Source organism: Streptococcus oralis, from assembly GCF_001578935.1.
GTDB classification, from domain to species: domain Bacteria; phylum Bacillota; class Bacilli; order Lactobacillales; family Streptococcaceae; genus Streptococcus; species Streptococcus oralis_R.
In genome coordinates, this window is the sequence record NZ_KQ969521.1 from 971,648 (window position 1) to 982,444 (window position 10,797).

Here is a 10,797-nt window from a genome sequence, read left to right on the forward strand (position 1 = left end):
TCTCGAGACTTTTCTATTTGTCTTCTTTTTTATCTTTATCAGGAAAGAGGTAGCCAAGTCCTACACAAGCTAGCACACCGGCACCAATCACCAAACCACTTGAAATGGGTAAGAGATCAAAAATAGCATTTGCAATGATAAAGGCGATGATCAAGCACATCAAGCTAGCCTTGTAGTCTTTTTTCAAAAAGTTTTCTAGCGTGAAATAAAGGAACAATCCTACCGGAATGAGTGACCAGAGGTTGACATCCAAACTTGGCCAACCAACAGAACCGAAATACAATACTAGCGCTGCTGCTACTAAAAATACAAGTCCCAATAATTTTTTCATTTTTTTGTCTCCATTTTCTTTTTTTTGGTTCTTGAGTTGTCTGATACTGACCCCTCACGCCCCTTACATGAACCATTATAGCAGAGGAATTTTTCAGTAACAAGCCCTTTTGCCTATCTGGTCAATATCTCTGTCTAAGTGGTTAAATAGTAGTAATAAAAGAAAAAGAAGCCCGTTTGGGCTTCTTGATTTTGCCGATTGCAGGGCTTGAACCTGTGACCTACGCGTTACGAGTGCGTTGCTCTACCAACTGAGCTAAATCGGCGATTACCCTTTTAGTATAGCACTCTGAGAATGAATGTCAAGGGATTTTATTCTATCTTTTTAATCAAGATTTGACAAGAATTTTGCGGATCCCATAATTGCGGAAAAATTTCTAATCTCTTAAACCCAACACTTTGATAGAAGACATTGGTTCGGTCATAATCTTTATTCGAACCTTCTGCTACTGTTTTTACTTGGAGGTAGTCAACCTTTTTTGCTGCTTCTCTTTCTAAAGCAGTAAACAACTTACTACCAATTCCTCTGCCTTGATTTCTTCACACCAAGACAGTCAATCTCCGCGCAATCCTCACTGGAATAGGACAGACTGATGAAACCGACTGGCTGTTCTCCATCATAAGCTACCCAAGCGCGTAAATCCTTAGCTCCTTCAATGTAATCCTGCGTACTTTCAGGTATACCAAACCATTCCGGTAGGTCCTGTAAAATCTCAGCGACTACCAGCATCTTTTGATTTGGCTTCACCACTTCTCTAATTTCTATCATTTTTATGTCCATTATCCCTCATTATCCTTCTCACTGTTGCATCTTTCTCAATGAGGAAACAATCTGGAAATGTCATTTACTTCCATCTTTCATAATCAAAACTTGAGTCTAAATAATGGAGTAAAATTCCTATCAGATTGCCATGCGAACTCAGTAAAATTCTTTTATCCGAGTAACTTTCTTCCAATTCCATCACTAAATCGAGTATTCTAGCTAAGGCTTCTTGATTTGGTTCCCCACCTAACAGAGATTGACTAGGATTTTACCATAAATAGTTTATGGTATCTTGAAATTCAGCATCTTTTATAACTTTAGAGGATAATTTTCTTTCTCGTAAACGTTCATCAAGTACAATTACCGGAGAGCTATTGACCGTTTCAAAAGCGTGTTTATAAGGGCTAGAGACACAATAATCAATAGTGTAAAGATTCAAAAAAACTAACTGAGCAAGAGAGGCAAATACTTTTTCTGACAAGTTTCTATTAACATCATCACTCGAAAAAACTGAATGAGCATGTCGAAGTAAAATATAAGTGTTCTTCACAAATCATCACCTTTAAAATACATAAAAGTAAATACATCCTATCTTACTTAAGTCTAATTGTCAAATAGATTTCGTTTTTATAATACTACATCAAAAAACCCACCCTCATGGGCAGGCTTCTGTTTTGTATGCAAATTTCAATCTTTTTTATTCCCGATTTCAGACAATAATCCATCCAGACTACTTGATTGGTGCAACACTCTTAACACGGTAACTGTATCCCTATCAAAACGATAGAACACTGAGTAATTCTTTACTAGTAATCGTCTAATTTTGATATCTAAGCGGAGCAATTCTTCTACAATAGCACATCTCTCAGGAAATATTTCTAAGGTTTGAATAGCCTCTGCAATAGCTTCAAATTGATTCATAGCAGCCTGCGGTGATTGAAGCTCATCTGCAATATAATGATAAATGGCTTCCATATCTTGCTCAGCCTGCTTTAAAATGTTAATGGTTATTGTACTCATACATGCTGTTCCTTAAATTCTTTAAAGAACTCATTAGCTGACCGAACCTGGCCATTCTCTGCCTCTTGATAGGCATCAACCATCATTTGTCCAAATTCATCCGAAGCCATTCCTTCCACACTCACTGATGAAGGGGCTTCTGGTAAGGTGATAGCAAAAGGAACACTTTTCGTTAAGGACACTTGTTTTAATAATAGGGTAACTAAAGTTGACATTGGCATCCCGAGTTGTTTCAAGACTTGTTCAGCTGATTGTTTATCCGCTTCATCAACTCGAACGTTAATTGTAGCCGTTTTTCCCATTTTCATCACCTCTCTTAACATTTGTAACGCTATTGTATAACATTTTCCATTACTTGTCAATTTAATCCTTCCTGAAAACGACATTACTATTATTAGACCATTCTTAAGAAATCCTATACAGTAATCATTTCTTAAAAAACAAGGCTGAGATTTTTTGTCCCGCCCTCATTTGTATAATTGTCTTAAAAAACATGTATTCTAAAAATAATTTATCACCTAGTTTATCCTAGATATAAAGTCAAGTGCAACAAATACTCCCAAATATTTACCATCTTCCTTCCCTATCTCTTTTCTTTTTATCTTCAGCGTAACGAATAAATTCAAACTCTTTTTCTCTTTTTTCCTTTTCCCTATCGTAAGCATCAGTTGAACTGCTATTATTATCAGTTGAAGGACTGCGACCAGCTTCACTCAATATTATCACAATGGCAACAACAAAAATTACTAAACCGATTAAAAATCGAATAATAAATATCAACAACCAATAAATAGTATAAATAATTATTAAAGATAATATTCCAAAAAGCATGGTTTTAAAGCAACCCTTTTCCTTTAAAAAAGTGATAGGTGTTGGTATTAATTTTCCTATAAGTAACATCAACAAAATAATCGCTATTGTTATAAGATAAAAATATAAAATTTCATCTTGATAAACATAAATCAGCTTATCGTTCACTTTTAGAAAACTTGGTAAATAATAATATAGTCGAATTGCCACTCTCGCTCTTGTAAAATACCAAAAAATAAAACCAATGATAGGTAAAATGATAAGCAAGAGCTTATTTTGATTTATTAACTTCGTTCTGTTAACAAATTCCTTTAATTGTTTTATCCATTTCTTTATCATAATCTTTCATCGACTACCTTTTATAAAAAATCATAGTTCATAAATAATCTGACTATTTTCTTGTAGGATTACCCTATTTTTATAGACTCAACTACAGAATCGTCTACGTTATAGGGAATTTTATCTGTCATACCGTGGTTTCCTGCAAATACTTAACGCTCTTTGAAATCTCAACTTTTCGTTTGTATTACATTTATTAATGTGATGGTAGCAAGAGTAGCTACCGCTAAACTTCATTTTGTTCTTTTATCCATTCCTCACTCCTTATAAATTTTTCTATCATTACTTTAATACAAAAGAACCACTTTGTAAAGTTGTTTTGATATATTTTTAACTATATAAGTAGGATTCCTAGTAATGATTTAAGAGTTAGAATAAATAAGATAGGGGTTCATATGGACAAATACACTTTACAAAAGCATATCTCTCTCCGAATACGCTACTTGAGAAAGCAAAAGAAAATGACACAGTGGGAATTGAATAAGAAAGCAAATCTAGGTATTAATTATATCTATAATATAGAGAATAAAAATTTAAACATCAAACTAGAAACATTAGAGAAAATTATCATCGCTTTAGAAGTTGCCGAAGCTGAATTCTTTAACTTCCTAAACCAAGAAGCTGATTCCGAAATAACAAAAACATTTGAGCAGATTTCTGAACTCCCTATCTCAAAACGAAGAAAGCTACTTGATGCCATCAACCTTATCTTAGAAACCTTAGAACAATAAAATGCTAGACCTTTTATCATCTAGCATTTTTTCTTACAGCATTTTCTATAAAGTACACAAGTAGCTCTATCCGACAGATAGTCATTCGCTCATGAAATAACCTTTTCTTTACACTACTTGGACACAAACAAGCCATTGCAAAAAAGACCTGCCCACTGGACAAGTCTCATTTTATTGGTCAAAAGTAGATTAAGCTTTACCTTCTGAACCGAATACGTCAATACGTTCTTCAACTGATGCTTGGATAGCTTTTACACCGTCAGCCAAGAATTTACGTGGGTCGAAGAGTTTCTTCTTGTCGTATTCTGCTTCGTTTGCTTCGTAGTCACGAGCAAATTTACGAGTTGCGTTAGCGAATGCGATTTGGCATTCAGTGTTAACGTTAACTTTCGCAACACCAAGTTTGATAGCTGCTTGGATTTGGTCATCAGGAATACCTGAACCACCGTGCAATACGATTGGGAATCCTGGAAGAGCTTCTGTCAATTTCTTCAAGTGATCAAGGTCAAGACCTTCCCAGTTTGCTGGGTAAGGACCGTGGATGTTACCGATACCAGCTGCCAAGAAGTCAATACCAGTTGCAACCATTGCTTTAGCGTCTTCGATTGGAGCCAATTCACCTTTACCGATGATACCGTCTTCTTCACCACCGATAGTACCAACTTCAGCTTCTACTGAGATACCTTTAGCGTGTGCTTTTTCAACAACGTCTTTAGCCAATTTAAGGTTTTCTTCAACTGGAAGGTGTGAACCGTCAAACATGATTGAAGTGTAACCAACTTCGATACACTCAAGTGCATCTTCGTAGTGACCGTGGTCAAGGTGGATAGCTACTGGTACAGTGATACCCATTGACTCAACAAGGTTAGCGATCAAGTTGCGAGCAACTTTGTAACCACCCATGTATTTAGCAGCACCCATTGAAGTTTGGATCAAAACTGGAGCTTTTTTAGCTTCTGCTGCACGCAAGATAGCTTGAGTCCACTCAAGGTTGTTTGTGTTAAATCCACCAACTGCATAACCGTTGTCACGAGCTGCTTGGACAAATTTTTCTGCTGAAACGATTGCCATTTGTCAGGCCTCCTATATATTTTTTGGGACATCCCATTTACATTGTTCATTTTATCACTTTTTGATAAAAAAAGCTAGTTTTTCCCATACTTTAGATTGAATTTCTTCCAATCCAATCAATGTAAACCCTTTCTTATTCTTAGTCCTGAGCGACTTTGGGATAACGTATGAAGAAGGTCAAGCGATCATCTTGCATCTCAAAATGATAAGGGAGTTTCTCGTGTTCTAATAAACTTTTGACCACAAAGAGTCCCATCCCCGAACCCTTGGCCTTGCGACTAGCATTTTCAGAAAAAGACTGGGCCAATTGTTCTTGTTCTTCAGGACTACAGCTATTCTCGATAAAGAATTCTCCTTCTCTTTCTCCAATGCGGACCAAGCCGCCTGTAGTGGAGTGCTTGGTAGCATTGCTGATAAGATTCGATAATATCAGTTTCATGACAGATGGGTTTATGTAAGCCTGCTGATGGGTTAGGCTAATGTCTACCTGAAGCTCTCTCTCCTTGGCGAGCAAAGCATAATCCTTAACCAAACTTTGCGTCATCTGAAGGAGGTCAACCTCTTCTTTCTCGTCTCGCAATTCTTGAACAGAAGAAAGAGACAATATCTGGAGAACGTGGTGACTGAGGTCGTCCACAATCCCCAAAGCAACTCCCAGATAGTGGTCTCTATCTCTATAGCGACCGATATTTTCTTTCATATTCTCAATCAGGATTTTCAAACTGGCCAGAGGTGTTTTCAGTTCATGAGAAGCCCCTCGAAGAAACTCAACCTTCATCTTCTCCAGCTGGAGAATAGCTTCATTCTTGTCATTCAAGTCCGCAATAACAGTCAAAAGATGCTGGTAAAGGCTATTGATTTGTTCCTTGAGATCCCCAATCTCATCCTTAGAATCCACACGCAACCGTACTTCAGCATCCAGATCCATCATCCGACGGGTCACCCGCTTGATTTCCAAAATCGGGGCAACAATAGTCCGAGCATAGATATAGGCTACCAAAAGGGAAATCAGAAAGGATGCCAGCAAAGTATAGGGAAGAAATTGAAGACTAATCTGCTCTGCTTCCTTTTGCAGGTCCATGGAAGCTAGAAATTGGAGAGTCATAGTTCCACCATCTTGCGTTTTTACCTCGCGCTCCTCAATAAAGAGGGAAGTGGTCTGGCGATCCGTATCCAGAGGAAGGTTGTCCTTGACTTCTAACTTATCCTCAGTCATCTCTCCCTTGACAGCTCCTTTGATATCACTGGTCTGGGAATACAAATCTAATACTTGTTCAATACTCTGCTGATCCTTTCCTTCTAGAGACTGGGCAATAGCTGTCGCTTTCTGGCCAATGGTTTCCTGACGGTGGCTCAGATAAGTAGAGGGAAAGAGAAAATAAATGGCTAAATGAAGACAAATAACCAGAACACTAAAAATCGAGAAGGTATAGATAAAAATCTTTGTAAATAAACCTGTTCGTTTCATTTTCGCTCCAATTTATAACCAACATTGCGCACAGTGAGGATACAGTCCAAATCTAGCTTTTTCCGCAGTTCCTTGATATAGACATCAATGACACGGTCAAAGGGAACCTCATCTGTCGCCTTCCAAACCGCATCGATAATCTGAGAACGAGTCAAGGCCCGGCCTTCATTTTTTACCAGATAGTCCAGAATTTCCAACTCTTTGGCATTGATGGCCACTTCTTGACCTGCGAGGCTTGCACTGTAACTCTCAAAGTCCACCTTGGTATCCTTATAGGAAAAGATTCGTCCCGTATCGTAGTAGCGCTTGAAAATCGCGTCCACCCTTACTTTTAAAAGGGAGAGAGAAAAAGGCTTTTCCAGATAACCGTCTGCCAGAGAAGCAAAAGCACTCATCTTGTATTCCTCATCCTGAAAGGCTGTCAGCATCAAGACAGGAACCTGACTGGTCTTACGAATCTCCGCTAGGACTTCTAGACCATTGAGCTTGGGCATCTGGATATCCAGTAAAACCAGAGCCACCTCATAGCTGGAAAATTTTTCTAGAGCTTCTTGTCCATCTGCTGCTTCAATGATTTCATAACCACAATCCGTCAAATAGTCACTGATTCCCTCACGGATCATCTCTTCATCTTCTACAATTAAAATTTTCATAGAAAAACGTTTCACATTCCTTTAAATTTCTTGTAAATCTTCTCTGTTTCATCCTGATAGGAAGAGTCCTTATCAAGACAAAACAGATAAAAATGCTACCTATATTATACCCCATTTAGGGGAGAATAGGTAGCAAGTTTTTTTATTCGCTATCAAGCAAGAGCTCTTTTGGTTGTTTTCTGAGGAGATTGCTTGAAGCAAGCGCCATAACGAGAACCACTAGAACCAAGGCAAGGACAAAGACGATGATGAAGTCTGATGTCTGAATGGAAATGTCTAGGCTCGACAAGGTCTTGCTAAAGCCGTCTACTTCTGCACCACCACCAAGGTTAGAGGCTTGAGCAGCCTTGCTGGCTTGCTTGGCAACACCTGAAGTGACATTGGCAAGAACAGTATTTCCGATTGCACGAGCTGTGTAATTGGCTAGGAAATAAGCAGAAACTAGAGCAGGGATGGCAATCAAGATGGATTCAGTGATGAATTGCCCCAAGATACTTGCCTGCTTGAGACCGATAGAGAGGAGGATTCCCACTTCCTTGCGACGGGCGTTGATCCAAAGACTAAGCAAGAGTGCAAGGAGAAGAACTGAGAAGCTCAAGCTACCCCAGAAGAGGAGGTTGGCCATCTTGTACATACCAGAGATGGATTGCTCTAGAGCTGGGTAGTTAGAGGAGCTCTTCACAAGTGTGTAGCTCTTCCAGTTGATACCGCTGATACCGTTCAATTCTTTCATGACGTCATCCAAGCTCTTGTCTGCTGTTACAAAGAAGGTTGCATCCCCATAAATAGCTGTGTCTTCTGTGTATCCATAAAGTTTTGCAGCAGTGTGAATGTCTGTGATAGCTGTATTTTCATAGAGTTCTTGTGAGTAGGTTACTGCCGACTTATTGTGCCCATCAAAGAGTCCCTTGATTGTCACTTCGACTGTCTCCTTAGCACCTTTTTCATTGTCTGCATCATAGATATTGGAGTCTAGTTTGACCTTATCTCCGACTTTCCAGCCGTGTTTAGTAGCCAAGTCCTTGTGCATGAGGATCTTGTCTTTGTCGTCATTGGTTAGGTGCTCACCTTCGACTAGTTTATATGAACCGGAGACAAACTTATCTTCTTTAGAAGAGTCATTGACCCCTGTGATCATCATGCTGTTGCCAAACCGTTTGGCACGGTCAGGTGTGAGATTTTTCTTGGTTTCTGGCGTTTCGATCAGGTCATATCCAGTCAAATCTCCGATAGCGTTGATGCGTTTAACATAAGACTCGATGGCCTTATTTTCGGTGATTTTTTTGATATCCTCACCCTTGATATTCCCAGCACCACGTGGCGTTCCTTGATTGACGCGACGATTGATTTGCATGGAGAAGCTATTGGTGATATTTTTAAAGGTCTCCTGAGAAGCCTTGGCAGTAGCTCCCTTGATCGACAAGCCGACCAAACTCAAGCTCGCCATGAGGAGAATAATCAGGAAGATAACAATCGATTTGAAAAACTTCCTTGTAACATAGGCAAATGCGTTGTGTAACATAGGTTCCCTTTCTAGATTTGATTTAATAATTCTATCAAAACAAGCTCGTCTTATTTTGTAGTATTGCGATTTTCAGTCAGTTTCTTATCCTTCAATTCAAGTGTAATATCCGACGCTTGCGCCACTTCTTTACTGTGGGTAACGACGATCACACATTTACCTGTTTTCTCGGCAAGTGACTTGAGCAGTTCGATAATATCTCCAGCAGTTTTAGGGTCCAGATTTCCTGTTGGCTCATCAGCGAGAATAACCGGAGCTTCTGATACCAAACTGCGAGCGATGGCTACACGTTGCTGTTGACCACCTGATAACTGGAGAACGTTCCGCTTGATCTGACTTTCATCCAAACCAAGCTCAAGAAGCGTATCCTTGCTTGCCTTTTTGTTGACCAAGCGGATATTTTCCAGCGGAGAAAGATAATCTATCAAGTTATAATTTTGAAAGACCAGGGAAATATGGTGCATGCGATGGTAAGAATACCCCTTGTTTCGAATGTCCTCTCCTTGGAAAAGGATAGAACCTTCAACAGGACTATCTAGACCAGCCAGTAGGGACAAGAGAGTGGATTTTCCAGCTCCTGACTCACCAATGATACTATAAAATTTTCCGGGTTCAAAATTATACTTGATCTGATATAAAACTGCCTCAGCAGTGTTCTTATAACGGTAGGTAACATCTTGCAATTGTAATAAAGTCATGATTTCTCCTTCTTAACTAATAGATGATAAAATTTCCTTAGGCGATTTTCTAAATAGAAATACGAAACAAAGGGCTACAGACAAACAACCAATCAGGAGCAGAAATACATAGGATTCTGCAAAGGATAGGAGACTGGTTGATAGACCGCTTACTTTGGCCAGCGTGTCCTGTAAGGTTGCCTGATCTCCACTGGCTAGTACAGTTTGGAGCAGATAGGATGTAATGGCATTTCCAGCGATAAAGGATGGAAGCAAAGCTCCGAGAGATACCAAAACTACCTCTAAACAGAACTGGAGGAAGATCGAAATCTTGCTTTTTCCAAGTGCCAAAAGAATTCCCACTTCGTAGACCCTTTCTCTCAACCAGAGGGACAAGACCAAAATTAAGGCTCCTGCTCCAGCTATCAACATCCCATAAAGGAAGATGGTGAGGAAGGTTTGGAAGGTTGCTACTGAGTCTTTGATTTGTTCAAAGGCCTTGTTTTCCTTCTCTACTTGGTAGCCTTGACTTTCTAAAGCCAAGTTTTCTACCTGCTTCATGAGTCCGTCCATTTCCTTAGGATTTTCCACATAGAAGCGAGCTGCACTGACTTGTGGTTCACTATTTCCCAGAAGGGTTTGGCTGCTTTCATAGTCTGTAAAGACCTGGTTTTCACTGAAGTCAGAAGACAAGCCTGTAAATTTTTCTTGTTTTTTACCAGAAAAGATGCCGACAATCTCAAACTCTACTGTTTGCCCTTTTCCAGCTTCGGACTGACCAGCATCCAAGCGAATCTTGTCATGAAGCGAAAGACCGTTCTTCTTGGCCAACTCTTCGTGGATAAGGATTTTCTTAGAATCTCCTTTTTGAAGGTGTCGCCCTTCTTTTAGGTTGAAAGCCGAACTGGTAAAGGTGACACCCTTGGATGAATCCTCAAGAGCCGTTAAGCTAACCAAATTCTTATCTGCAGTCGACAAATCATCGCGTTCTACGCTCTGCTCACCACTCACCGCTTTCTTGTCTTTCAGATTTGCGACCGTTTCGAGTTCAGGAGAGACATTTTCCAGTCCCTTAATCTTGCTCACGGATGCTAGGTCAGACAATTTGAAGGTCTGTCCATTTTCTATCTTTTTGATAGAAAAAGAAGTATTGAGTGATTTGTAAAGATTGCTTTCTACTGTTTTGTTGGACTTCATCAGAGTCAAACAGGCTGAAATTCCTGCTAAAAGGACAAATAAAATAAGAAATAAAATAAAACTTCTCAGTCGTTTTCTGCTGACATAAGCCCAAGCTCTTTGGATTGGATTCATTTGTCACCTCCATATTTGTAAGACTATTATAAAATCCAAATATGAAATGTTTATGAAATCGAAAATTTTTTTGAAAAAAACAAAAAAGCTAGCGAACGCTAA

The 10,797-nt window shown here is 39.2% G+C and carries 11 protein-coding genes, 1 tRNA gene and 2 pseudogenes; 1 reads left to right on the top strand and 13 read right to left on the bottom strand.

What is annotated here, in order from left to right; genetic code table 11:
* Nucleotides 1-13 precede the first annotated feature (13 nt).
* The 7 genes and pseudogenes from SORDD15_RS04850 to SORDD15_RS04885 form a co-directional block, all read right to left on the bottom strand.
* Nucleotides 14-331 carry a hypothetical protein gene (locus SORDD15_RS04850; protein WP_049520932.1) on the bottom strand — a complete coding sequence of 106 codons (318 nt, stop codon included), beginning with the start codon at nt 329-331 and terminating at the stop codon, nt 14-16.
* 192 nt (nt 332-523) lie between these two features.
* Nucleotides 524-596 (bottom strand) — tRNA-Thr (locus tag SORDD15_RS04855).
* A gap of 46 nt (nt 597-642) precedes the next feature.
* A pseudogene (locus SORDD15_RS10200) lies at nt 643-1,099 on the bottom strand (GNAT family N-acetyltransferase).
* Nucleotides 1,086-1,643, bottom strand: a pseudogene (locus SORDD15_RS04870) (histidine phosphatase family protein). The pseudogenes SORDD15_RS10200 and SORDD15_RS04870 overlap by 14 nt, the downstream one beginning before the upstream one ends.
* A 137-nt stretch (nt 1,644-1,780) precedes the next feature.
* Nucleotides 1,781-2,113 carry a type II toxin-antitoxin system RelE/ParE family toxin gene (locus tag SORDD15_RS04875; protein WP_061414968.1) on the bottom strand — a complete coding sequence of 111 codons (333 nt, stop codon included), beginning with the start codon at nt 2,111-2,113 and terminating at the stop codon, nt 1,781-1,783.
* Nucleotides 2,110-2,415 (bottom strand): type II toxin-antitoxin system RelB/DinJ family antitoxin, encoded by a 306-nt coding sequence (locus SORDD15_RS04880; RefSeq protein WP_061415687.1) that lies wholly within the window; start codon nt 2,413-2,415, stop codon nt 2,110-2,112. Before SORDD15_RS04880 ends, SORDD15_RS04875 begins: the two co-directional genes overlap by 4 nt.
* A gap of 265 nt (nt 2,416-2,680) precedes the next feature.
* Nucleotides 2,681-3,262 carry a hypothetical protein gene (locus tag SORDD15_RS04885; RefSeq protein ID WP_061414971.1) on the bottom strand — a complete coding sequence of 194 codons (582 nt, stop codon included), beginning with the start codon at nt 3,260-3,262 and terminating at the stop codon, nt 2,681-2,683.
* 395 nt (nt 3,263-3,657) lie between these two features.
* Here SORDD15_RS04885 and SORDD15_RS04890 point away from each other — a divergent pair, with 395 nt between their 5' ends.
* Entirely contained in the window at nt 3,658-3,993 is a 336-nt protein-coding gene (locus tag SORDD15_RS04890) for a helix-turn-helix domain-containing protein (protein WP_061414974.1), read from the top strand.
* 189 nt (nt 3,994-4,182) lie between these two features.
* Here SORDD15_RS04890 and SORDD15_RS04895 read toward each other — a convergent pair whose 3' ends face one another.
* From SORDD15_RS04895 to SORDD15_RS04920, 6 genes are all read right to left on the bottom strand, one after another.
* Entirely contained in the window at nt 4,183-5,064 is an 882-nt protein-coding gene (locus SORDD15_RS04895; protein WP_001018995.1) for a class II fructose-bisphosphate aldolase, read from the bottom strand.
* A 139-nt stretch (nt 5,065-5,203) separates the two neighbouring features.
* On the bottom strand, nt 5,204-6,532 hold the full coding sequence (gene vncS / locus SORDD15_RS04900) for a sensor histidine kinase VncS (RefSeq protein ID WP_061414977.1): 1,329 nt from the start codon (nt 6,530-6,532) through the stop codon (nt 5,204-5,206).
* Nucleotides 6,529-7,185 (bottom strand): response regulator transcription factor VncR, encoded by a 657-nt coding sequence (gene vncR / locus SORDD15_RS04905; RefSeq protein WP_061414980.1) that lies wholly within the window; start codon nt 7,183-7,185, stop codon nt 6,529-6,531. Before vncR ends, vncS begins: the two co-directional genes overlap by 4 nt.
* Nucleotides 7,186-7,327: 142 nt before the next feature.
* Nucleotides 7,328-8,707 carry an ABC transporter permease subunit Vex3 gene (gene vex3, locus SORDD15_RS04910; protein WP_061414983.1) on the bottom strand — a complete coding sequence of 460 codons (1,380 nt, stop codon included), beginning with the start codon at nt 8,705-8,707 and terminating at the stop codon, nt 7,328-7,330.
* A gap of 50 nt (nt 8,708-8,757) precedes the next feature.
* Nucleotides 8,758-9,405 (bottom strand): ABC transporter ATP-binding subunit Vex2, encoded by a 648-nt coding sequence (gene vex2 / locus SORDD15_RS04915; RefSeq protein ID WP_061414986.1) that lies wholly within the window; start codon nt 9,403-9,405, stop codon nt 8,758-8,760.
* A gap of 12 nt (nt 9,406-9,417) precedes the next feature.
* On the bottom strand, nt 9,418-10,695 hold the full coding sequence (locus tag SORDD15_RS04920) for an ABC transporter permease (protein WP_061414990.1): 1,278 nt from the start codon (nt 10,693-10,695) through the stop codon (nt 9,418-9,420).
* Nucleotides 10,696-10,797 lie beyond the last annotated feature (102 nt).

Bases quoted from the DNA above. Each gene is read 5' to 3' on its own strand.
- SORDD15_RS04850 (WP_049520932.1), bottom strand. From the start codon at position 331: ATGAAAAAATTATTGGGACTTGTATTTTTAGTAGCAGCAGCGCTAGTA.
- SORDD15_RS04875 (WP_061414968.1), bottom strand. From the start codon at position 2,113: ATGAGTACAATAACCATTAACATTTTAAAGCAGGCTGAGCAAGATATG.
- SORDD15_RS04880 (WP_061415687.1), bottom strand. From the start codon at position 2,415: ATGGGAAAAACGGCTACAATTAACGTTCGAGTTGATGAAGCGGATAAA.
- SORDD15_RS04885 (WP_061414971.1), bottom strand. From the start codon at position 3,262: ATGATAAAGAAATGGATAAAACAATTAAAGGAATTTGTTAACAGAACG.
- SORDD15_RS04890 (WP_061414974.1), top strand. From the start codon at position 3,658: ATGGACAAATACACTTTACAAAAGCATATCTCTCTCCGAATACGCTAC.
- SORDD15_RS04895 (WP_001018995.1), bottom strand. From the start codon at position 5,064: ATGGCAATCGTTTCAGCAGAAAAATTTGTCCAAGCAGCTCGTGACAAC.
- vncS (WP_061414977.1), bottom strand. From the start codon at position 6,532: ATGAAACGAACAGGTTTATTTACAAAGATTTTTATCTATACCTTCTCG.
- vncR (WP_061414980.1), bottom strand. From the start codon at position 7,185: ATGAAAATTTTAATTGTAGAAGATGAAGAGATGATCCGTGAGGGAATC.
- vex3 (WP_061414983.1), bottom strand. From the start codon at position 8,707: ATGTTACACAACGCATTTGCCTATGTTACAAGGAAGTTTTTCAAATCG.
- vex2 (WP_061414986.1), bottom strand. From the start codon at position 9,405: ATGACTTTATTACAATTGCAAGATGTTACCTACCGTTATAAGAACACT.
- SORDD15_RS04920 (WP_061414990.1), bottom strand. From the start codon at position 10,695: ATGAATCCAATCCAAAGAGCTTGGGCTTATGTCAGCAGAAAACGACTG.